The organism is Gordonia sp. HS-NH1 (assembly GCF_001418765.1).
Taxonomy (GTDB): domain Bacteria; phylum Actinomycetota; class Actinomycetes; order Mycobacteriales; family Mycobacteriaceae; genus Gordonia.
Genome location: NZ_LIYC01000003.1, coordinates 66,569 through 87,776, shown reverse-complemented (window position 1 = coordinate 87,776; position 21,208 = coordinate 66,569). Strand labels below are relative to the sequence as shown.

General features: G+C 68.0%; 20 protein-coding genes and 2 tRNA genes. 11 read left to right on the top strand and 11 right to left on the bottom strand.

Features of this window, described 5'->3' with window-relative positions:
* Positions 1-19 precede the first annotated feature (19 nt).
* From AMD30_RS03800 to AMD30_RS03770, 8 genes are all read right to left on the bottom strand, one after another.
* Positions 20-1,921 (bottom strand): HK97 family phage prohead protease, encoded by a 1,902-nt coding sequence (locus AMD30_RS03800; protein ID WP_231632638.1) that lies wholly within the window; start codon positions 1,919-1,921, stop codon positions 20-22.
* Positions 1,922-2,115: 194 nt separating this feature from the next.
* Positions 2,116-2,364: a hypothetical protein gene (locus tag AMD30_RS03795; protein ID WP_055474750.1), complete on the bottom strand. Its 249-nt coding sequence runs from the start codon at positions 2,362-2,364 to the stop codon at positions 2,116-2,118.
* A complete protein-coding gene (locus AMD30_RS03790) occupies positions 2,361-2,600 on the bottom strand; it encodes a hypothetical protein (RefSeq protein WP_055474749.1) in 240 nt (79 codons plus the stop codon). Before AMD30_RS03790 ends, AMD30_RS03795 begins: the two co-directional genes overlap by 4 nt.
* Before the next feature lie 153 nt (positions 2,601-2,753).
* On the bottom strand, positions 2,754-3,056 hold the full coding sequence (locus tag AMD30_RS24930; protein ID WP_231632637.1) for an HNH endonuclease: 303 nt from the start codon (positions 3,054-3,056) through the stop codon (positions 2,754-2,756).
* A gap of 574 nt (positions 3,057-3,630) precedes the next feature.
* The gene (locus tag AMD30_RS03785) at positions 3,631-3,846 is read right to left on the bottom strand and encodes a hypothetical protein (protein WP_055474748.1); all 216 of its coding nucleotides are present in this window, start codon (positions 3,844-3,846) and stop codon (positions 3,631-3,633) included.
* Positions 3,847-4,125: 279 nt separating this feature from the next.
* Positions 4,126-5,583, bottom strand: coding sequence for an AAA family ATPase (locus AMD30_RS03780; RefSeq protein ID WP_055474747.1), 1,458 nt, complete (start codon positions 5,581-5,583; stop codon positions 4,126-4,128).
* Between the two features lie 227 nt (positions 5,584-5,810).
* On the bottom strand, positions 5,811-6,020 hold the full coding sequence (locus AMD30_RS03775; RefSeq protein ID WP_055474746.1) for a hypothetical protein: 210 nt from the start codon (positions 6,018-6,020) through the stop codon (positions 5,811-5,813).
* The gene (locus AMD30_RS03770) at positions 6,017-6,319 is read right to left on the bottom strand and encodes a helix-turn-helix domain-containing protein (protein ID WP_055474745.1); all 303 of its coding nucleotides are present in this window, start codon (positions 6,317-6,319) and stop codon (positions 6,017-6,019) included. The genes AMD30_RS03775 and AMD30_RS03770 overlap by 4 nt, the downstream gene beginning before the upstream one ends.
* Before the next feature lie 445 nt (positions 6,320-6,764).
* Between AMD30_RS03770 and AMD30_RS03765 the strand changes: the two genes are divergently transcribed.
* Complete coding sequence (locus tag AMD30_RS03765; RefSeq protein WP_055474744.1) at positions 6,765-7,349, top strand: chorismate mutase; 585 nt, start codon at positions 6,765-6,767, stop codon at positions 7,347-7,349.
* Positions 7,350-7,361: 12 nt separating this feature from the next.
* On the opposite strand, the gene AMD30_RS03760 is transcribed toward AMD30_RS03765, so the two are convergent.
* Complete coding sequence (locus tag AMD30_RS03760; RefSeq protein ID WP_055474743.1) at positions 7,362-9,386, bottom strand: cytochrome c oxidase assembly protein; 2,025 nt, start codon at positions 9,384-9,386, stop codon at positions 7,362-7,364.
* Positions 9,387-9,521: 135 nt separating this feature from the next.
* Here AMD30_RS03760 and AMD30_RS03755 point away from each other — a divergent pair.
* The 3 genes from AMD30_RS03755 (at position 9,522) to AMD30_RS03745 (ending at position 11,815) form a co-directional block, all read left to right on the top strand.
* Positions 9,522-9,595: transfer RNA gene (locus AMD30_RS03755), tRNA-Arg, on the top strand.
* A gap of 109 nt (positions 9,596-9,704) precedes the next feature.
* On the top strand, positions 9,705-10,082 hold the full coding sequence (locus AMD30_RS03750) for a hypothetical protein (RefSeq protein ID WP_055474742.1): 378 nt from the start codon (positions 9,705-9,707) through the stop codon (positions 10,080-10,082).
* Entirely contained in the window at positions 10,082-11,815 is a 1,734-nt protein-coding gene (locus tag AMD30_RS03745) for a hypothetical protein (RefSeq protein ID WP_055474741.1), read from the top strand. The genes AMD30_RS03750 and AMD30_RS03745 overlap by 1 nt, the downstream gene beginning before the upstream one ends.
* Here the strand turns inward: AMD30_RS03745 and AMD30_RS03740 are convergent.
* Positions 11,798-13,117 (bottom strand): uracil-xanthine permease family protein, encoded by a 1,320-nt coding sequence (locus AMD30_RS03740; protein WP_055474740.1) that lies wholly within the window; start codon positions 13,115-13,117, stop codon positions 11,798-11,800. The genes AMD30_RS03745 and AMD30_RS03740 overlap by 18 nt on opposite strands.
* 140 nt (positions 13,118-13,257) lie before the next feature.
* On the opposite strand from AMD30_RS03740, the gene AMD30_RS03735 reads away from it, so the two are divergent.
* The 3 genes from AMD30_RS03735 to cmrA all read left to right on the top strand — a co-directional run bounded on the left by AMD30_RS03735 (position 13,258) and on the right by cmrA (position 16,782).
* A complete protein-coding gene (locus tag AMD30_RS03735; protein WP_055474739.1) occupies positions 13,258-13,806 on the top strand; it encodes a PadR family transcriptional regulator in 549 nt (182 codons plus the stop codon).
* Positions 13,807-13,870: 64 nt separating this feature from the next.
* Positions 13,871-15,934, top strand: coding sequence for an NADPH-dependent 2,4-dienoyl-CoA reductase (locus AMD30_RS03730; protein ID WP_010841662.1), 2,064 nt, complete (start codon positions 13,871-13,873; stop codon positions 15,932-15,934).
* A 41-nt stretch (positions 15,935-15,975) separates the two neighbouring features.
* Positions 15,976-16,782, top strand: a complete 807-nt coding sequence (gene cmrA / locus AMD30_RS03725; RefSeq protein WP_055474738.1) for a mycolate reductase — start codon at positions 15,976-15,978, stop codon at positions 16,780-16,782.
* 6 nt (positions 16,783-16,788) lie between these two features.
* Here cmrA and AMD30_RS03720 read toward each other — a convergent pair whose 3' ends face one another.
* On the bottom strand, positions 16,789-18,384 hold the full coding sequence (locus tag AMD30_RS03720) for a helicase HerA-like domain-containing protein (RefSeq protein WP_055474737.1): 1,596 nt from the start codon (positions 18,382-18,384) through the stop codon (positions 16,789-16,791).
* Positions 18,385-18,446: 62 nt separating this feature from the next.
* Here AMD30_RS03720 and orn point away from each other — a divergent pair, with 62 nt between their 5' ends.
* The 4 genes from orn to AMD30_RS03700 all read left to right on the top strand — a co-directional run bounded on the left by orn (position 18,447) and on the right by AMD30_RS03700 (position 21,052).
* The gene (orn, locus tag AMD30_RS03715; RefSeq protein WP_044506443.1) at positions 18,447-19,046 is read left to right on the top strand and encodes an oligoribonuclease; all 600 of its coding nucleotides are present in this window, start codon (positions 18,447-18,449) and stop codon (positions 19,044-19,046) included.
* Between the two features lie 102 nt (positions 19,047-19,148).
* Positions 19,149-19,221 (top strand) — tRNA-His (locus tag AMD30_RS03710).
* Between the two features lie 169 nt (positions 19,222-19,390).
* Positions 19,391-19,735 carry a YciI family protein gene (locus AMD30_RS03705; protein ID WP_010841666.1) on the top strand — a complete coding sequence of 115 codons (345 nt, stop codon included), beginning with the start codon at positions 19,391-19,393 and terminating at the stop codon, positions 19,733-19,735.
* Positions 19,736-19,738: 3 nt separating this feature from the next.
* Positions 19,739-21,052, top strand: coding sequence for an RNA polymerase sigma factor (locus AMD30_RS03700; RefSeq protein ID WP_051129765.1), 1,314 nt, complete (start codon positions 19,739-19,741; stop codon positions 21,050-21,052).
* Positions 21,053-21,208: the final 156 nt, after the last annotated feature.

The following is a 21,208-nucleotide window of genomic DNA, read 5'->3' as shown; positions in this document are numbered from 1 at the left end:
CTCGGCCGGGAGGGGCGGGTCAGGCGGCGGTGGCCACCTTGTAGACCGCGGCCGGGGCGTAGACCGAGACGCCGATACGGGTCTCCACGCGGGCCTGGACCTGGTTGTGGGCGAACAGGTCACCGGCCTCGGTCGACCACTCGATGTCGATGCCGCCGAGGTTGTCGATGCTCACCGCCGCCGGGTCGAGGACCAGGCCGGTCTTGGCCGGGAGGGCGGTGTTGAGGACCACCCGGAGACCCCAGAGCTTGCGCTCCAGGAGGTCGATGGGGACCCCGCGGAACGCCACGGCGTCGTCGGAGGTGGCGGTGAGCTCGATGGACTCCCAGTCCTCGGGCCGGAGGACCGCGACACCGGGGACGTACCCGTTGGCCTCGGCCTTGGTCATGGCCTTGCGGATCGAGACGATCGCGCTGGTGTCGAACGCCTGGACCTGGACGCCGGAGGTGTTGAGGATGCCGGTCTGATTTGCGCCCGTGCCGGAGCCGGTGAGGGCCTGGGCCTGGATCGCGACGTCAAGGCCGTAGAGCAACTCATCGGCCACGAACCGCTGGAGCTGGGGCGCGTCGGCCAGGACGAACTTGTCCAGCGGCTCCGAGAGGTGCGCCACGACCGAGACGTTGCCGTCCACGGTCTCGGTGCCCATCGTGCTGGTGGGCTTCTCGGCGCCCGGCGCCACGGCGGCGGCGTTGAGGGCTCGGGAGACCTGGCGGATGTATCGGTACTGCGGGCCGGTGCGCCGCACGGTCGGGATGACGTCCAGGAGGCTCACCGCGGGTCGTCCGGTGGGGATGACCGTCGGCGCCACCGGGATGTCGGTGGTGACCTGGCCGGAGGTGGTCAGGGCCTTGGTACCGGTGGGTGCGTCGTCGCCGGGCGCGCGGTGACCGCCGCCCGACATCTTGGTGGCGATGGCCGACGCGGCGGCCTTGCGGCCCGAGCCGAGAGCGATGAACTTGGTGGTGGTGTCCACTGTGGGGGCCTCCTTGGCCTTGGTCGAGGTGGTGATGCCGACGCTGGTGGCGTCGAAGTGGCCGAACTTGTCGGCGGCGGTGTCCGTTGTGCCCCAACGCTGTTCAAACTCCGCGGGGGTCAGCGACTTGGAGCTGATGACGTCGTACTGGTGCTGGATGCCGTGGCGCTCCCCGGGGGTCGCGTCCGCCCACGCCTGGATCTGGGTCTTGGTCATGCGGAGGTACTCAAGGCGCTTGGTGACCTCGGCGGCCTCCTCCTCGGTGAGGTCGCGCCCCTCGTCCTCGGCCTCCTTGATGAGGGCCTCCGCCGACGCCGTGGCGGCGGCCAGGGCGTCCAGGAGACGCTCCCCGTGGGTCTTGTCGGTCGCCTCGTCGTCGTAGAACTTCTCGGGCTTCTCGTCGTCGGCGCTGGTGTCTCCCGATGCCTTGGCCAGGGCGGCCCGGGCGGCGACGATGGCCGCCGCGCCGTTGCCGGACTTGGAGGCGGTGATGAGTGCCTGGTCATTGGCCGGACGGGCCACCAGGCTCACCTCCACCAGATCCAGGTCGGTGAGCTCCTGGACGCCGTCGGCGGCCTTGACCGCCCGGCGGGTGGCGTAGCCGATCGACATCGCCTTGACCCGGCGACTCTTGACCGACTTGTAGGCGGCGCGGCCGGTCTCGGTGTCGAGATCCAGGGCCACGTGGACCTTGAGGCCGTCGTCGGTCTCCTCGGCGGACTTGATCTCCCCGACCTGCATCCGGGGGTCGTCGTGCTTGTGCTCCCAGAGGATCGGTACGACGTCACCGCCCTCGATGCTCTTGACCGAGGTGGCGAACGCGCCCTTGACGACCCGGTCGCCCTGGCTGTCGGTGTTGCCGAACGTGGAGGCCCAGCCGATGAACTCACCGTCTGCCAGGCCCGCGGTCTTGATACCCGTCATCGTGACGGTCTTGTGCTTGAGCACGATGGAACCCCTCCTTGGGGTATGTGAAATGGAGTGGATCAACAACAACGAAAGATGAACGCCCACTAGGCAATTCGTTGTCGGATACGTTCGCGGCCGGGGACTTCGCGGGCCACACCCTGGTGTGGCTGGCGGCCTCGGTGGCGACGGCTCCGACGCCTACGATACCGGCTCGGCCGGTCAGAACCGGGGACCTAGTCGCGCCACGGGGCGTGGTGGCGGGCCACGGCCTCCAGGGCGGCGGCCTCCACCTTGGCCGGACCGGCCTCCTCGGCCACCCAGGACGCCAGGATCGTCGCCACCGAGGCCAGGGTGTCCGGATGGCCACCAGCCTCGGCCAGGACCGCGTTGACGGCCGTGGCGTCCTCGTGGGCGGCGGCCAAGGCCAACCGCGCGGCCATCGCGGCGTTGCGGTCGTTGCGGCGGACGTCGTACCCGCTCACTGAGTGCCGCCCTCGGCAAGGCGGGCGTACTCCTCGGCGCGGGCGGTGAGTACCGCCGCCGGGTCGTCCCCGGCCTCCCCGCGGATCGTGAGGAGCAGCGCCAAGGCCCCCATGAGGAGACGGCCGGGGTCGGCCTGGAGTAGTTCGTCCGGCGGGGTGTCACCGAGGCGGAGTGCGTTGGTGAGGGCGGCGACGTCGCGGATGGCGTCGGGGTGGACGGCGGAGGTGTCGAGCATGGTGGGAACTCCTTGATCGTGGAAATTCGGCCGGCGTCAATGCCTGGGGCCTATTTGTGCAGGTCAGAGACTTGCGTGTTTTTCGCGCGACCTACCGGCGGCAGGTGTCGCGGGGTCGGGGGCTTGTGATTGAACCCCCCCTACCCCTGGCGGTCACCAGTCCTCGGAGGGCTGGCCGAGGGTCGGCCGGACGTCGGCGTTGCCACGGGACCGGTTGCATGACGAGTGCGACGGCCGCGCGTTCGCGGGTTCGATCGCCAAGTCCGGGCGGCGGCTCCGCGGGTGGTAGTGGTCCAGCTCCCACGGATCGGGAGAGTCCGCCCGGTACGAAATTGGTTGCCCACATATCCAGCACGGGGCCTGGACGGCCTCGCACTTGGCGCGGTAGCGGGCTCTCATCTTGCGGTAGACGCGGTCACTGGTGTTCGTGCCGCGGGGGGCCTTGGGCTTAGTCATCGTTGGCTCCTCTTTCGGTTGATGGATGGTCGGCGGCGGGCTCGGGCACCACGGCGCCGAGGCGGACGGGGGTCGGTGTCGTCGGCGGTGCGCAGAGGTCGAAGCAGTCGGTCACGCGGTTGGGCAGGGTCTCGGCGCCAACGCCCGTAATGCCCGTCGCAGAGCCCCCGAGCGATGACCACGCGGTCGCAGTCGACGCCCGCACACACCGGCTCGGTTGGGCGGGCCGGACGCCGAGCACGCCGCCACCTCATCGCCCCGGCCACCGTCGCGGACGCGGCCGTGGGACCCATCACCCGCCTAGGCGACTGTCGAGAGGCCCACGACCAGCAGGCGCCACGCACGGGGCACCCGACGCACGTGGCCTCCACCGCCGCCTCTCGGTCCTCCTCGGTGGCGTAGCCGAGATCGCCGTGGTGGACGTCGGGATCGAACAGTGGACCCAGGCCCTGGCACGCGGCGCCGCGGAGATCCTGGGAGCCCTCCAGCATCGCGGCCATGAGGGCCACGACGCCGTCATGTCGCCGTTGGTCGAGGGTCTGGGAACCGTGGCGCCGAGGCTTGGGTGGTGCGGTCACTGGTCCTCCAGGACTTCCCGGGCGAGACGCTTGGACGCCTCCGACCGACCGCCCCGGCGCCGACGCGGTTTCACGGCGCCAAGCTGGGCGGCGACCGCGGCGCGGGAATGGGGCTCGCGTGGGCAGTCACCCGAGGCGAAGTTGGCGGCAACGCGGGCCGCGGCTCGTTGTGGATCGGACATGGTGGTGAACTCCTCGGGGTCGTCAGACACGGGGCGTTCTCCTTCGATGCTCATCGGGTTGGGCGGGGTGGGTCTGTCACTTGGTGAAACTGTCGCGTCAGGCGTGACCTGGGGTTTTCGATGGCGAGACTGTGGCGGGACAGGTGGCCAAGGCTCTAGACAGTTCCGCCAACCGTTCGCAGTTCCGCCACCCTGTCTCGCCACTGTTTCGCCATGTATTTGTGCTGGTCGTAGTAGTTACGACAAGAACTCCAAGGGATACGGGCGGGGATGGCGAGACTGGAACAGGACCGATCGCAGCATCGGGCATCACTGACCACCGCCCAGGAGGTCATCCGGACCTACGGCCGCGGGCATCGACCAGTGGGTGACTGCGGGGAACCCGTGACGAGTCACCGTCACCTGAATCGCCTTGGCGGCACGCTCCAGAGACCTGGATGAGTAGCCCTCGGTCGTCGCCGCCGTCTTGATGTCCATCGGCCGCACCGGTTTACCGGCGTCCATGAGGTAGGTCCGCAACCACGCCCGGATACCGCTCACGTCGTTGTCGTCCTCGGTCGGGCCATGGAAGTTCTCCGCGATCATCTCGGCCGCGGTCTTGTCGGCCTGGCCGATGCAGCGCATTCGCGGGACGGTGCCGTCGTGGTCGCCTGACGGCGGGAAGAACTGGACCGGCTCCACCACGAACTTGGAGGCCGCCAATGTCCCAGACAGGTTCGACTTGTCCGGGCCAATCGTGAGGCCGTCGTCCCCGCGCTGGGCGAATAAGGTCATGCGGGCCTTCTTGCGCAGTTCCACGGTCGCGCCGTACTTGTCGCGCGCCGAGGCCGATGCCACCCGGTTGGTGTGGGTGAGCAGCAGCACCGCGGCGCCGAGCTTGCCCGCGGCCTCCTTCCACGGGTGGAGGGCCTGGCGGGCCTGTTGCGGGTCCCTCACCGAGAGCTTGGCCGGGACAGTGTCCAGCCAGGCATCGACAACCACGAGGAGCGGCTTGGGGTCGGCGTCCATCACCAGGTCGATGTCGTCGGGAAACGTCGGCGCACCGGAGCCGTCCTCCTCGGCGCAGATCACCGCGACCCGGTCCATATCGGCTCCAGCGACCTCCAGGCGCGGCCGGACGGTTGTCGACCAGTCGTCTTCGGTCACGACCAGGAGTACGTCCGCGGGATCACGGGCCGGGATGCCGAACTCCGGGAGTCCTGTTCCTGTCGTCACCGCGGCGACGATCCATACCCAGAACATCGACTTGCCAATGCCCTCGTCCCCGACGAGCAGCGAGATGGCAGACAGCGGTATCCGGCCGCGCGCAAGCCAACTCGGCCGCTCGGCCGCCTTGAGGTCGGAGGCCCGGAACACCTTGGGGCGGGTGCCAGTACCCGACGCGGCGCGTTCCCGGGGCGCCTTGGTTTTGCGACTAGGACCGAACAGGTAGGACCCCGAGGTAGTCGTGATCGGTTCTCCCCGGCGCAGTCGCGCGGCCAGGTTCTCGCTTCCCACGGTGGCCGGTTCCATCGCCTCGGCCAGGTCGGCCCCGTATTGATCGGTGATGTGGTCCAGGACCATGTCCGGGGTCGGTGTTCCGAGGTGCCCGCGGAACACCAGTAGCGCGCCCTCGGCGTCGGTGAGGTCCTCCCACTGGGCCGACTCGTGGACGTCCCAGCCCCCGACCAAGACGACGCCGCCGGACTCTCCGGCGCCTCGGAGCGCGTCCAGGAGATCCTTGGCCCTCGTGGGATCGGGCTCGGGGACCACGATCACCCGGGACATATCCGCATCGGCTATTCCCAGGAGCTGTCCAGGGCTCACCACTGGCGTACCCGCCTGGGATATCGTGGAGGTGTCGGTAGCTGCAATCGACATCGGGTTGGAATGGTCCTCGGCGGGTTGGCCGGGGGCCGTTTCTCGTTCTACTGGCATGGGCGTGTGTCCCTTGAAAGTGTTGTGGCCGAACGGCCTTGACGCGTCTCCGGTATTCGGGTTGGGTCCGCGAAGCGTCACGTGACGCGGTGGTCCGGGACCTCGGGGTCGTCCGGGACCGCGCCTCTCGTCTGGACCGCCAACGCGCGAGCTTGGGAGCTCGTCGGGTTGGCCGGGACCGCGCCCAGGACCTCGGACACCGTCGGAACCGCCGTCACCACGCCGGAGATCCGGAGCATGGCGCCAAGGGCGACGCCGCCCAGGCTCACCAGGATGAGCGCGGTCATGACGAGGCCCGGAGGACGTCGGAGATCCTGCTGGCCTGGTCGGCGGTCAGGCGCGGCGCCCTGGCGACCAGGGCAAGGATGTGCTCGCGGCGGGGGTCGGGTTCTGGCGCGGCCGACCTCGGCCCCTCGGCCACGAAGCGGTCCAGCTCCACGGGGTCGATCCGGACGGTCCGACCGATCCGGACAACAGAGATCTCACCCGCGGCAATGTGGCGTCGGAGAGTGCTGTCCGAGACGCCGAGATCGGCGGCCGCCTCGGGTTTGGTCAACAGCCGGGTTCGGCCGGAGGTAGCAGGCATGGGGATGCGCTCCTGGGATCACGGGAATGGAGGGCATCGCCTCGACATGATCGTGGAGCGCGCTACGGAAACGGGCAGTCTCACCGCCGACCCGGAGGCCGCCGCGCTCGGTGAGACCGGAGCGATAGATCAAACGTAGCTTGAGCGCCTGTGACCGTCAAGCACCGCGCGACGAAACATGTTGCGCGGGGTGACATTTCGTAACGCTATGCGTCAACACCCCCGGCGCCCGCCAGGAACGACACACCTTTATCTGTTCACGTATACGGTCGTGTACGTCTCAAACATGGTCGTCTCCTACGGGTGTCGGCCACGGGAAGGTGTGGCCGCATCAGCATCACCCCCGACGACCCCGTCAGACGCCGAGCTAGAGCGGCTGTGGAGAACTCGGCGGGTTACCCACAGATCTCGGTGCACCCGGCGCTCGGCGCCCTAGACTCGCGGAATGCGGATGCGAGTGTTCCTGGTCGGTCTGATCGCGGCGACCATCATGCTGGTTGCGCCGCCCCTCTCGGGTGCGGCCCCGAGTACACAGACTGAGTTGACGGGTCTGACCGAGGCGATCGCCGGCCGACTCGCACTCGCCGACACCGTCGCCGCGACCAAGTGGGCATCCGGCGCGGCGATCGACGACCCGGCACGCGAACAGGTGGTCCTCGACACGGTGTCGCAGTTGGCGCTCGATCGCGACCTCGACCCCGCCTACGTCCGCAGCGTGTTCCGCGACCAGATCGAGGCGAGCAAGACCGTACAGCGCGGGCTGTTCGCCCGGTGGCAGCTACCCGGTCAGACGGCGCCGCCCGCGACACCGGATCTCGACCCGGTCCGGACGGCGATCAACGAGTTCAACGTCGCCATCGTCGACGAACTGGCGGCCGCGGGCGAACTCGTGACGAGTCTTCGGTGCCCACCGGCGCTGATCGCCGCATCCGCTGCGGCCGCAGACGGTTTCAACTTCGATGCGCTGCACATCAGTGCCCTGATCCAAGCCGGGTCGTCGGTCTGCGCGGTGCCGACCGGGTCCGGCTGAGCCTGTCGGCGCTCAACCGCGCTTGTTGAGTTCCTTGAGCATCTCGTTGTAGCTACCGAGGTCGGCGTCGTGGTCGCGTTCCGCGTTGCGGTCGTAGCGTCGCGCCTGCCGGGTGTCGCTGCGCTGCCACTGAACGAAAAGCGCGAGCAGGACCACCACCAGCGGGATCTCGCCTGCGGCCCAGGCGATTCCGCCGCCGACGCGCTGGTCGTCGAAAAGGTCGTAGTTCCACGGGAGATTCAGTCCACGGTAGTAGGCCTCGGCGATGACCGCCGTCGTCATCATGAGCGCGATGCCGAAGAACGCGTGGAACGGTATCGAGGCCATCACGATGCCGAGCTTCGCCACCGGTGACACCTGACGCGGCGCCGGGTCGATGCCGATGACCAGCCAGTAGAACAGGTAGCCGCTGAGCAGGAAGTGGAGGTTCATCAGCAGGTGCGCCGCGTGATACTGGACCACGGCCTCGTACAGACCGCCCAGATAAAGGACGTAGAAGCTGCCGACGAACATGATCGCGGCGATCAGCGGGTGGGTCAGGATCCGGGACGGCGCCGAGTGCACACCCAGCTGAATCCATTCGCGCGGGCCCGGCGGATTGCCCCGGCCGGCCGGCGGGAGTGCCCGCAGCGCGAGCGTCACCGGGCCGCCGAGCACCAGCAGTACCGGCACCATCATCGACATCAGCATGTGCGCGATCATGTGGATGCTGAACATCGCCGGGGCGTAGCGGCCGAAGCCCGACGACGTCGCCAGCAACAGCAGCAGACATCCGAGGACCCACGCCACGGTACGTCCGACCGGCCAGGCGTCACCGCGGCGCCTCAGGCGGATGACACCACGCAGATACACGACGGCGAGCACGATGGCCGCGAGCCCGAAGATCAGGTCGAAGCGCCACTCGGTGAGGAGTCGGACGAACGTCGGCGCACCGTCGAGGTCGTACCCGATGGCGTTCTCGGTCGCGGAGATCTGCGCGGTGTCGACGACGGGCGGCGGCGTCCGGCCCAGACCCACGGCGAGACCGAAGGTCGCGGCGAACACCGCCAACTCGACGAGTCCGAACCGTACGAACAGCGAGGGCCGTTCGTCGGAGTCCAGCTGCGCAATGGTCACCCGGCGATGCCAGGCGCCCAGCCCGCCGAGCACGACGAGGGCCACCACCTTGGCCACGACGAGACGGCCGTAGGTGTCGGTGAACAGGTCACCCAGCGGTACCCGGACCAGGGCGTTGACGACACCGCTGGCGCCGACGACGAGGATGCACCAGAACGCGACGCGCGAGAAGCGTCGGACCGCCAGGGCACGCCAGTGTCCATCGGCGAGGGCGTAGACCACGACCGCCGCGAGGCCGCCGAGCCACAGCGTCGCGCCGATGATGTGCAGGATCAGGCTGTTGGTGGCGACGTCGTGGTTGCCACCCGACGAGGAGTGGCCTGCCAGGGCCGACGGCATCAGGCTGAAGACGGAGAACGCGGTCACCGCGATCGTCGGACCCCAGTGCAGCGTCATCCGCGCGATGATGGCCGCGACCAGCGCGAACAGCGCAGTCCAGAACCACGTGCGCACTTCGGCGACCTGGCTGTAGGCGGTGAGCAGGTTGGCGGGTCGGATCGTCTCCGACAGGGGCGCCCCACTGACCTCCGAGGCCGACAGCGGCATGAGCAGGAGGGCACACACCGACCACGTCAACGCGCTGGCCGCACCGATCCGGATCGCGCGGTATCCCCCGACGTCGAGGACGCCGCTCGCCTGGGGCGGCACGAAGAACGCGGCGAACACGGCCGAGCCGAGTGCGATCGCCGCGGCGAACTCGCCGACCGCAGTGAGCGCCGGCGCCCCGTACGTGGTCAGCGGACCGGGATCGGGCACGCCGGTCAGCCGGAGTGCCGACGCCGCGGAGATCGCGGTGACGGCGACAGCGACGATCGCGGCGAGCCAACCCGATGCCCACAGGATCGCGGTGACGACGCCGCGCGGTTCGTTCATCGCGTCGCGATGCTGCTCCGCGAAGGCGGGCGTCGACGTGCGGGTCATCCCTCAACTGTAGGACCGGCAACTGACGCGATCCCAATTCGACCTGGCCCGCGGTGGCGCACGGCATACCCGCGGCCGTGTCGTAGACTCTCTCTGCCCGACGCCTCGTGTCGCTCGTCACGCGCGCGCCGGTCAGCCTCCGTAGCTCAGGTGGATAGAGCAAGGGCCTTCTAATCCCTAGGTCGCAGGTTCGAGTCCTGCCGGGGGCACCTCACGTGTCTGTCGCGGACCGCGCGCGGCAGAACGGGAACCGTTCAGGGCACCCCGTGCGTCATAGTCCTGCCCCACAGATCGGTGGGTCGCGACCCCTGGAGGATCATGACGCTCCCCGGCCCACTCTCCGGTTTTCCGCCCCTGCCATCCGGTCCGCTGTCAGCGGGCCGACGTGACCAAACCGACTCGGCGACTTCGCTGTTCGGTGTCGATCCCGCCGAGGTCCAGGAGATCGCCCGCGTCTGGCAGTCTGCCGGGATCGCCATCCACGCCGCTGATGTCGAGGCCATCGGCGCGGTCATCGGCCCGTCGAGCCGGGTCGCTCGGGCACTGTCCGCGACCGCCCACCCCGCGCGCTCGGCGGTCGACTCGATCGGCGAACGCCTGACCGTGATGGGCAGAATGCTGCGGATGTTCGACGCGTCGACGAGTGCCGCCGACGTCCGCTCGGGCGCGCGGTTCCGCGACCTCGAGGACCGCTGATGCGGCCCACCGTCTCGCAGTTGCGCGCGTGGAGTCCGCAGTCGTTCGCCGACGCCGGTTCTGCGGCGTCCGGTGTCGCGGAGTCCCTCGACGCCGGCATCGATACCGCGGTCCGAGCCTTCGACTCGGCGTCGTCGTGGTCGGGTGACACGCATGATGCGGCGCATCAGGTCATCTGGGCGGAACACGATCATGCCGGCGAGATACGCAACGTGCTGCACATGGTCGCCGACGAGGCGACCGACGCCGGCGCCGACCTCGACCACGCGCGCGACTTCGCGTTGGGCGTCGTCCGAGGGGCAGAAAATCTGGGCTTCACCGTCTTCGACGACGGCACCGTCACCCACCCCGACGCCGGTCTCGGGGGACAGGCCACCCTTCTCGCGGCCTCCGTCTCCGACGCCCTCGACACCGTGGACATCCTCGACGAACGCTATGGCGAACGACTCGAGGGTTTCGCCGCCGATCTCGCGTCGATGAGCACCGGTCAGCCCGATGTCCGGCTGCCGGGCGGTACGGCATCCGATGCCGACGCGGCGGTCCGATTGTTGGAGACGCTGACGCCGACCCAGGTCCGGGACGTCGTGGAACAGATGAGCCCAGCCGATGTGCGCCGCCTGATGCAGGCGAACCCGCATGTCATCGGGAACCTGCCAGGTGTCCCGTTCGCGATCCGTGCCCAGGCCAACGAGATCAACATCCGCAACGCGCTCGCCGACGAGGTCGAGGCCGGCCGCGGACAGGGACGCCGAGCTCGGACTCTGCGGGGGCTGCTCGACCCCCTGCCCGAACCGAGCGCTGAAGCATCCCGCCGCGGCGACGACGGACTCGTCGAGCGGACCTTCATCACCTTCGTCAACACACCTCGGGGCCGCATGGTCGAGATGATCGGATCGCTGCGGTCCGACACCACCAACACCGCGACCTATGTCCCCGGTACCGGCACCACTCTCGACACCGTGGTCGGTCGCAACCGCACGGCTGCAACCGAACTCGCGTCGCGTACGGGCGGCCCGGTGTTCCTCTACCTCGACGGTGACCTGCCGCCGGACCTGCGCGCGGCGGCGAGCACGAGCTTCGCCGCCGCGATGGCGCACCGTCTGGAGTTGTTCGGTTCCGAACTCGACGCCGAGATCGCTCGTCACGCGCCCGCGGCGACCACCACCTACATCGGCCACAGCTACGGCGGATCGGTCGTGGGCTCGGCCGAACAACTCGGCCTGTCCCCCGACCGCGTCGTCTACGCCTCATCGGCGGGCACCGGCATCTACGCCACCCCGCACCCCGCGGGCGTCGAGCGGTACTCGCTCACCTTTCCCGGCGACCCGATCCACTACGTGCAGTCTTTCCCCGGGAACCCCCACGGCCACGACCCCGACACCGCGCCCGGCGTGATCAGGCTCGACACCGGCACAGTCGACGTAACCGGCCGCCCAGTCGACGAAAACGGGCGCACAGTCGACGGAAATGGACGCACGGTCGATGGGGGTCTCGTCACGCACGGCGCCTACTGGAATGACCCGGAATCAACGGCTTTCCAGAACATGGTGAAGGTCATCACCGGCGCAGACCCCGACCTCTACGTGCCGCGCCGGCCCGACGTCCCCGAACTCCCGCCGCCTCTCGGTGCGCCCGCCCCGCTGTGGTGGCTGTACCTCTTCAACGATCGCGCCGACGGCGACATCGACCTGCCGGGCCCGGTCCCCGACATTCCGTTACGTCTCCCGTGGTGACTGCCCATTTCTGCCGACGTCGACCGTCCCCCGCCATCGACCGATGAGTCGCATGGAGTGATAGATGACCAGCGCCGCGACGGACCCCAGGGAGATGCCGGCGAAGACGAGGTCGCCGACCTGCCAGGTGTAGTCGGCGATGCCGATGATCAGCGGGATCGCGGCGGTGAACTGGTTGATCGGCTTGGAGAAGTCGACCTTGTTGCTCACCCAGATCTGTACGCCGATCACGCCGACCAGACCGTAGAGCGCCGTCGTGACACCGCCGAGCACGCCGGGCGGAATCGCGGCGATCACGGCGCCGACCTTGGGCGACAACCCCAGCAGGATCGCGGCGCCGCCGGCCACCCAGTAGGCCGCGGTCGAGTACACCTTGGTCGCCGACATCACGCCGATGTTCTCGGCATACGTCGTCGTGGCCGAACCGCCGCCGCTGCCGGCCAGCATCGTGGCCAGTCCGTCCGCAGCCAGTGCGCGACCCATGGTGGCGTCGTAGTCCTTGCCGGTCATCATCGCCACCGACTTGACGTGACCGATGTTCTCCACGACGAGCACCAGCACGACAGGGAGGAACAACGGCAGGACACCCAGATCGAAGGTGGGTGTCTGAAAATCGGGCAGACCGATCCACGCCGCATCGCCGATACCGGAGGTGTCGATGAAGTCGTTGTCGCTGTCGATCCGGTCGAGGACCAGCGCGAGGACATAACCCACCACGACGCTCAGGAAGATCGCGAGCCGTCCGAGCAAGCCCCGGAACAGGACCGCGGAGGCGACCAGCAACACCAGCACGATGGTTGCGAGAACGGGGTCCTCGACGAAGTTGTTCTTGGCCGCCGGAGCGAGATTCAGACCGATCAGAGCGACGATCGCGCCGGTCACCACCGGCGGCATCAGGGTCTCGATCCATCGGACGCCGGCGAAATGGCTGATGAGTCCGATGACCACGAGCATCGCGCCGACCGCCACCAGCCCGCCCAGCGCCGACGACGCACCGTCGGACGCGACGGCGGCCGTCACCGGCGCGATGATGGCGAAGCTCGAACCCAGGTAGCTGGGCAGACGGTTGCGGGTGATCAGCAGGAACAGGATCGTGCCGACGCCGGAGAAGAACAGCGTCGTCGACGGCGGGAATCCGGTCAGCACTGGTACCAGGAAGGTCGCGCCGAACATGGCGACCACGTGCTGCAGACCGATGCTGACCGTGCGCGGCCAGGTCAGCCGTTCCTCCGGTGCCACCACCACGTTGTCGGTCAGCTTCCACGACAGCAGATTCCGAGACCTCGTCTCCGGTTCGTCCATGCCGAACAGTCTGCGGCACGGAGGTCATCGTCGCCTCACTTCGGGGTCGGGCCTCCCCCGCGGCCCAGACGGCGTGCATATGCAACTCGACTCATATACACCTTGTTGCATAGTGCGTTGTTGCACGGTATTTTGCACTCATGGCGCTCGAACACGCGATTCTGGTGTCGCTGGCCGAGCGACCGGGAACGGGCTATGAGATCGGTCAGCAGTTCGATCGCAGCATCGGCTACTTCTGGTCGGCCACTCACCAGCAGATCTACCGGACGCTCAAGAAGCTCCTGGACGACGACCTGGTCAGCGTCGAATCGATCAGCCAGGACGGCCGCCCGGACAAGAAGGTCTACACGATCTCCGACGCCGGCCGTGACGCTCTCGCCGACTGGGCGATGAGTCCGACACCGCTGCAACCGGTTCGCAGCGACATCGGGGTGAAGCTACGGGCCGCGGAATTCGGTGACCTCGCCGCGATCATCGGTGAACTGAAGGCACACCGGGACGAACATCTCGCACAGCTCAAGCTCTACACCGGTTTCCAAGACGACTACTACCCCGATCCCGACGCGCTCACCGGTCGCAAGCTGCACCAGTACCTCGTTCTCCGTGGCGGTATCCGGCAGGAGCAGGGATACATCGAATGGTGCGACGAGGTCATCCACGGACTCGAACGCGAACTGTCCCAGAGCTGAGTTCGCAACGCTCGCAGCCCAACTACACAGCCCACCAAGGTTCACCGAGATGAAAGGTCGCGCCATGTCAGCCCCGACGGCACAACCGAACCAGCACTATCCGCACCTGTTCACGCCGTTGCAGATCGGCGGCATGACCATCGAGAACCGATTGGTCATGGGGTCGATGCACACCGGCCTCGAGGACCGGTTCTGGGACACCGACAAACTGGCCGCCTACTTCGCGGAGCGGGCCAAAGGTGGTGCGGGACTGATCATCACCGGCGGTTTCGGCACGAGCCGGACCGGCCTGCTCGCGTTCGCCGGCGGCAAGATGACCAACGTCGTCGACATGACCCGCCACAAGCGCGTGACCAAAGCCGTGCACGACGAGGGCGGCAAGATCGCCATGCAGCTGATCCACGCCGGGCGTTACGGCTATACCCCGTTCAAGGTCGCGCCCGGCACCGATCCGTCGCCGATCCACCCGTTCAAGCACCTTCGGATGACCGAGCCGATCATCCGCCACGTCATCAAGTCGTTCGGCCAGTCCGCCAAGCTCGCCCGCAGAGCCGGCTACGACGCCATCGAGATCATGGGCGGCGAGGGCTACCTCATCAACCAGTTCCTCTGCCCGCACACCAACGATCGCACCGACAAATGGGGCGGCAACACCGAGAACCGCCAGCGTTTCCTGGTCGAGGTGATCAAGGAGATCCGCCGACAGGTTCCCCGCGACTACCCCGTCATCCTGCGCCAGTCGATCGCCGACCTGATCCGCAAGGGACAGACCTGGGACGAGGTCGCACTGATGGCGCGCAAGGCCGAGCAGTACGGCGTCGACGCGATCAACACCGACATCGGTTGGCACGAGGCACAGGTCCCCACGATCGTGACCTCGGTGCCCCGCGGGGCATTCGTGAAGTTCACCGAACGTCTCCGCGACGAGGTGTCGATCCCGCTGATCGCGGCCAACCGCATCAACACCCCCGAACTCGGCGAGGAGATCCTCACGAACGGACGCGTCGACGCCATCCAGATGGCCCGCCCGTTCCTCGCCGATCCCCACCTGGCGAACAAGGCCCGCGAGGGTCGGTCCGACGAGATCAACACCTGCATCGGCTGCAATCAGGCCTGCCTCGACCATGCCTTCGTCGGCAAACACGTGTCGTGCCTGGTGAACCCGATCGCGGGTCGCGAGACCACGCTCATCCTGGGTCCGACGCGAAAGGCCAAGCGCGTGGCCGTGATCGGCGCGGGCCCGGCCGGCCTGTCGGCCGCCGTGGCCGGCGCACAACGCGGTCACAAGGTCACCCTGTTCGAGGGCGGCGACGCGATCGGCGGCCAATTCTCCATCGCCTCAAAGATTCCCGGCAAGGAGGAGTTCAAGGAGACGATCCGCTACTTCACCCGCCAGATCGAGGTGCTCGGCATCGAGGTCCGGCTGAACACCCGCGCCGACGCCGACTCCATCATCGCCGAGAAGTTCGACGACGTGATCGTCGCGACCGGCGTCGTGCCGCGCATACCGAGCTTCCCCGGCGTCGACCACCCGATGGCGATGTCCTACGCCGACGCGGTGCTCGGGCATCGGGAGATCGGCAAACGCGTGGCCGTGATCGGTGCCGGCGGAATCGGTTTCGACGTGAGCGAGTTCCTCACGACCGATGAGTCGCCGACCTTGAACCTCAAGGAATGGGAACAGGAATGGGGCGTCACCGAGGACCCGGAGAAGCCCGGCTTCGTCACCAAGCCGCGGCCGCTCCCCCCGGTGCGCCAGGTCTACCTGGTCCAGCGCAAGGCCGGTAAGCAGGGCAAGTCGCTCGGCAAGACCACCGGCTGGGTGCATCGCGCGACGATGAAGATGAAGGGTGTCGAGCAGATCAGCGGCGCCACATACGACAAGATCGACGACCAGGGACTGCATCTGAGCTTCCGCGACGACGAGGGCAACGTCACCGACACCCGCGTCCTCGAGGTCGACAACGTGGTGATCTGCGCGGGCCAGGAATCGGTACGCGATCTCATCGACCCGTTGACGTTGGCCGGTGTCACCACACACGTCATCGGCGGCGCCGACTACGCGGGCGAGCTCGACGCCAAGCGTGCGATCCGGCAGGGCACCGAGGTCGCCGCGGGTATCGACTGACGGTCGGCCTCGGCGTGAGAGGCGGCGGCTACCATTGCGACATGCCGGTACCGCCGCCCTCCGCCACCGCCCGCGCCGTCGTCACCGGGGCCTCGTCCGGGATCGGACGGGAACTAGCACGCGCGTTGGCCGCTCGTGGCCACTCGGTGGTCCTCGTCGCCCGCCGCGGTGAGCTTCTCGAAGAGCTCGCCGGCGAACTGCGCACGGCACATGAGGTCTCGGTCGAGGTCCGTGCCGTCGATCTGTCCGACCCGACGAAGGTAGAGGTGCTGGCCGCCGAGTTCGCTGGTCGCGACATCTCGATTCTCTGCAACAACGCGGGCATCGCGACGTTCGGTCCGGTCGCCGACCTCGACGCCGACTACGAACGCGCGCAGGTCCAGTTGAACGTCAACGCCGTCCACGACCTCACCCTGGCAGTGCTGCCGCAGATGGTGAAACGCGGCTCGGGCGGCATCCTGATGGTCGGCTCGGCGGCCGGGAACATGCCGATCCCCAACAATGCGACGTACGCGGCGTCGAAGGCTTTTGTGAACAGCTTCAGCGAGTCGCTGCGCGGTGAGGTGTCCGGGCAGGGCGTCCACGTCACCCTCCTCGCACCCGGACCGGTACGTACCCACACCCCCACCCCCGACGAGGCGTCGATCGTCGACAAGGTCGTGCCGGACTTTCTGTGGCACTCGTCGGCCAAGGTCGCCGAGATGAGTCTGGATGCATTGGCGCACAACAAGATGCGCGTAGTACCCGGCAGCCTGTCGAAGGCGATGTCGGTCGCCGGTGGATACACACCACGCGCAGTGGTGGCGCCGATCGTCGGCGGGTTCTACCGCAAGTTCAGCGCCGAATAACGGCGGTCAGCGCCGCCGGCGACGCCCCGTGCCGAAGATCGCGCGGCTGAACTCACGCCCGGCCGCGCTCGCCGCCGATCGCAGGAAACTCTGCATCGGCTTGCTCGTGAGCACCTCGGTCAGCAGCCCTGGTTCCTCCGGTGCGGGTGTCGGGGCGGGCGCAGGCGGTGGTGTCGGAACCGGCGCCGGCGCGTCGGCGGACTCACCAGGTCCGAGGGTGTTCGCCGCGAGCATCTCGTAGGCGGAGTCCCGATCGACCGGCGTGCCGTACTTCGCATACAGCGCTCCGGATTTCGCGGCCCCCGTGATCGCGTCGGCGCCGATCGCCTCCATTGCCGACCGTGGCGCTCGGATCACCGTCCAGGCGACCGGTGTCGGCGCGCCGCGCTCGGACAGCACCGTCACGATCGCCTCGCCCGTGCCGAGGGAGGTCAGCGCCTGCTCGAGGTCGTAGATCTCCGACACCGGGTAGGTCTTGACCGTCGTGCGCAGCGCCTTCTGGTCGTCGGGGGTGAAGGCACGCAACGCGTGCTGGACTCGTGCACCGAGCTGCGAGAGCACCTCGTTGGGGATGTCGGTCGGCAGCTGAGAGCAGAAGAACACGCCGACGCCCTTCGACCTGATCAGTTTGACCGTCTGGACGACCTGGTCCACAAACGCTTTCGACGCGTCGTCGAAAAGCAGATGCGACTCGTCGAAGATGAAGACGAGCTCGGGTTTGTCGAGGTCGCCGACCTCGGGCAGGAACTCGAAGAGGTCGGCCAGGATCCACATGAGAAAGGTGGAGAACAGGGCGGGTCGGGCCGCCTGGGTGCCGAGCTCGAACAGCGTGATGATTCCGCGCCCATCGGCCGCCGTCCGGATGAGGTCGGCGGGATCGACTTCGGGTTCGCCGAAGAACGTGTCACCGCCGTCGGCCTCGAGATACGTCAGCGCGCGCAGGATCACGCCCGCGGTCTGTCGCGACACCCCGCCGATCCCTTTCAGTTCGGCCTTGCCCTCGTCGCCGGTGAGGAATGCGATGACCGACCGCAGGTCCTTGAGATCGAGAAGCGGTAGGCCCTTCTTGTCCGCCCAGTGGAAGATCAGGCCCAGCGTCGATTCCTGAGTCGCGTTGAGCCCCAACACCTTGCTGAGCAGAATGGGCCCGAACGAGGTGATGGTCGCGCGGATCGGCACCCCGATCCCGTCCGAACCCAACGAGACGAACTCGACCGGGTGTGCCGCGGGCTGCCAGTCGTCGCCGGTCTGCTGGGTTCGGTCGACGATCTTGTCGTTGCTCGCACCAGCCCGGCTGAGCCCGGACAGGTCGCCTTTGATGTCGGCCATGACGACCGGCACGCCGTTGCTCGACAATTGCTCGGCGATCAGCTGCAACGTCTTGGTCTTCCCGGTCCCGGTCGCTCCGGCGACGAGTCCGTGCCGGTTCATCATCGACAACGGGATACGCACCTTGGCCTCGGGATCGACCTGCCCCGAGACCGAGACCGCCCCCAGTTCGAGTGTGGGTGTGGTGAACGCGTATCCGGCGGCGACACTCTGTGCTGGACTGCCCTGTGCTGGACTGCCCTCGGCGGGACTGGAGGCTTCGGTCACGAGCACACGATAGCCCGCGGGCGCCGATCTCCCGCGGATCTGCGGATGAGGTTGGCTAAGGTTGTCGGGTGCAGGACAAACTGGTGTGGATCGACTGCGAGATGACCGGACTCCGACTCGAGTCGGACAAACTCATCGAGATCGCGGCCCTCGTGACCGACAGCGACCTCAACATCCTCGGCGACGGTGTGGACGTCGTGATCCACGCCGACGATGCCGCCCTGGCCTCGATGCCGGACGTCGTGACCAAGATGCACGCGGCGTCGGGTCTCACCGAGGAGGTGCGGGCGTCCACGGTCACCCTCGCCGAGGCCGAGAAGCTGGTCCTGGATTACATCCGCGAGCACGTGACCACCGCCGGAGCGGTGCCGCTTGCCGGCAACTCGATCGCCACCGACCGCGGTTTCATCACCCGGGACATGCCCGAACTCGACGCCTACCTGCACTACCGCATGGTCGACGTCAGCTCGATCAAGGAGCTGTGTCGACGCTGGTATCCGAAGGTCTACTTCGGTCAGCCGGAGAAGGGCCTCGCGCACCGGGCGCTCGCCGACATCCGCGAGTCGATCCGCGAGCTGCGCTACTACCGCGCGGCGGCGTTCGTACCCGCTCCCGGCCCGGACACCGATGCCCTCGCCGAGATCGTCAAGGACCTCGGCCCCGCGTGAACACGCTGGTCCGGTAACCGATTGGAGTTCTACGGCACCGACCCGCTAGAGTATTGATGGCTCTGAGGCCCGGCGCGTATGCCCAGGTTTCCGACGCCGATGGTGGATGTAGTTCAGTTGGTAGAGCACCAGGTTGTGATCCTGGCTGTCGCGGGTTCGAGTCCCGTCATCCACCCCGACGAAACCCCGCCTGCGAGCCGCAGGCGGGGTTTTTCGCGTCTCGGAACTTTTTTCGTCCTGCTGTCGATACCCGTGCTCGCCGTACGTCACCATGGTGTCGGACCGATCCGGTTCGGCACCGAAGCCACATCGGCGGAGAAGTGCGGCCGAGAACTGGAGGAACGATGAAGTACGCATTGCTGCTCATGGGACACGTCAACGATCCGGCGTGTGGTGAGGACGGGGGCGCGAGCCCCGAGGAGTTCTTCGCCTTCGACGAGGAGATCACCAAGGCCGGCGTCGTGGTCAATTCGTTCGCTCTGGAGGACGAGCGCGCGGTCGTGCACACCGACGACAGCGGCGAGCGGGTGGTGGCGTCGTCCGGGCCGTTCGCGGAAGTGCGGGAGTTCGTCGGCGGGGTCTATGTCATCGACGTCGCGAACGTCGACGAGGCGATCGAGTGGGCCCGACGCAGCCCCGGCTCGGCGCCCGGCGGTCACGTCGAGATCCGGCCGCTCGCACCGTACTGATCGATGACGAGTCCTCCCCACCGCCCGGCAACCACGGAGTCCGCGGAATCCGTGGCCCGCCGGGCGGTGTCCGCCGTCGACCGAGACGTCCGCGCGCGTGTACTCGCCACTCTCACCAGGAGATTCGGCGACCTCGACCTCGCGGAGGACGCCGTGCAGGATGCGATCGCGCAGGCGCTGACCACCTGGTCCCGAACCGGGGTACCGGACTCGCCCGAGGCGTGGCTGACGACGACGGCCAAACGCAAGGCACTCGACGTGATACGCCGCGAATCCGTCCTCGCCGGGAAGCTCGCCCGCCTGCACGCCGACACCGAACGCGTACCGTTGCATCCGGATTTCGCGGACCCGGCAGATGCGCCGCCACCGGAACTGCCCGACGAACGACTCGGAATGTTCTTCGCGTGCACCCACCCCGTGCTGCGCGCCGAGGACCGGATCGCACTCACCCTGCGTTTCGTCGCCGGGCTGACCACCGCGGAGGTCGCGCACGCCTTGCTGATTCCGGTCCCGACGGCCCAGCAGCGAATCGTGCGCGCCAAGAAACGGATCGGCGCGCTGGGTGTTCCGTTCACCCCACCGCACGAGGACGATCTCCCCGCCCGGCTCGGCGGGGTCCTGCGGGTGGTCTATCTGATGTTCTCCGAGGGTTACGCCCGCTCGGCCGGCGACTCGCACGTACGCGACGACCTCACCGACGAAGCGATCTCTCTCGCACGAACCCTGCGCTCGCTGCTCCCCCGCGCCGAGACGACCGGGCTGCTGTCGTTGTTGCTGCTCACCCAGTCCCGTCGTCCGGCGCGACTCGACACCGACGGGCGTCCCGTTCCGCTGGGCGACCAGGATCGCGAGCTGTGGGACCGGGACCTCGCCGTCGAGGGCATCACACTCGCCGAAAGCGCTGCGGCACAGCCCGATGCCGGGCCCTACACGATCCAGGCCGCGATCGCCGCGGTGCACGCCGAAGCACCCACGGCCCCCGAGACCGACTGGACACAGATCGCGGTCCTGTACCGGCTTCTGGAAGCACACGATCCCGGGCCCGTGGTGCGCGTCGGTCGCGCCGTCGCCGTCGGCCGCGCCTACGGGATGGCTCGTGGCATCGAGATGCTCGATCGGTTGCGGTCGGACAAGCAGCTCGACCGCTTCCGGCCCTTCCACATCGCCCGGGCGCTCACGCTCTCCGAACTGGGCGACGACCGCGGCGCGGCCGACGCGTACCGTCGGGCGCTCGAGCTGCCCGGCAATGTCGCCGAGGACGACTATCTCGCCGACGCACTGTCGGGCCTCGTGAACGAGACGCCGACCGATCGGTGAACTCCCATCAGGAGCCGCATTCTTCCGCCCGCCGACGTGCGACGAAACCCGGCCGTAAAACCGATGACACACCGTCGAAGCGACGTCGCACTAGCGTCTCGCCCACATTCGGCGAGAGGCCGTGACACGCGGCCGTCGGCCGCACCCTGCGTCCGA

Coding starts and splice junctions, on each gene's coding strand:
- AMD30_RS03780 (WP_055474747.1), bottom strand. CDS start 5,583: ATGTCCCGGGTGATCGTGGTCCCCGAGCCCGATCCCACGAGGGCCAAG.
- AMD30_RS03765 (WP_055474744.1), top strand. CDS start 6,765: ATGCGGATGCGAGTGTTCCTGGTCGGTCTGATCGCGGCGACCATCATG.
- AMD30_RS03760 (WP_055474743.1), bottom strand. CDS start 9,386: ATGACCCGCACGTCGACGCCCGCCTTCGCGGAGCAGCATCGCGACGCG.
- AMD30_RS24930 (WP_231632637.1), bottom strand. CDS start 3,056: ATGACTAAGCCCAAGGCCCCCCGCGGCACGAACACCAGTGACCGCGTC.
- AMD30_RS03740 (WP_055474740.1), bottom strand. CDS start 13,117: ATGGACGAACCGGAGACGAGGTCTCGGAATCTGCTGTCGTGGAAGCTG.
- AMD30_RS03705 (WP_010841666.1), top strand. CDS start 19,391: ATGAAGTACGCATTGCTGCTCATGGGACACGTCAACGATCCGGCGTGT.
- AMD30_RS03750 (WP_055474742.1), top strand. CDS start 9,705: ATGACGCTCCCCGGCCCACTCTCCGGTTTTCCGCCCCTGCCATCCGGT.
- cmrA (WP_055474738.1), top strand. CDS start 15,976: ATGCCGGTACCGCCGCCCTCCGCCACCGCCCGCGCCGTCGTCACCGGG.
- AMD30_RS03700 (WP_051129765.1), top strand. CDS start 19,739: ATGACGAGTCCTCCCCACCGCCCGGCAACCACGGAGTCCGCGGAATCC.
- AMD30_RS03770 (WP_055474745.1), bottom strand. CDS start 6,319: ATGCCTGCTACCTCCGGCCGAACCCGGCTGTTGACCAAACCCGAGGCG.
- AMD30_RS03790 (WP_055474749.1), bottom strand. CDS start 2,600: ATGCTCGACACCTCCGCCGTCCACCCCGACGCCATCCGCGACGTCGCC.
- AMD30_RS03730 (WP_010841662.1), top strand. CDS start 13,871: ATGTCAGCCCCGACGGCACAACCGAACCAGCACTATCCGCACCTGTTC.
- AMD30_RS03775 (WP_055474746.1), bottom strand. CDS start 6,020: ATGACCGCGCTCATCCTGGTGAGCCTGGGCGGCGTCGCCCTTGGCGCC.
- AMD30_RS03745 (WP_055474741.1), top strand. CDS start 10,082: ATGCGGCCCACCGTCTCGCAGTTGCGCGCGTGGAGTCCGCAGTCGTTC.
- AMD30_RS03735 (WP_055474739.1), top strand. CDS start 13,258: ATGGCGCTCGAACACGCGATTCTGGTGTCGCTGGCCGAGCGACCGGGA.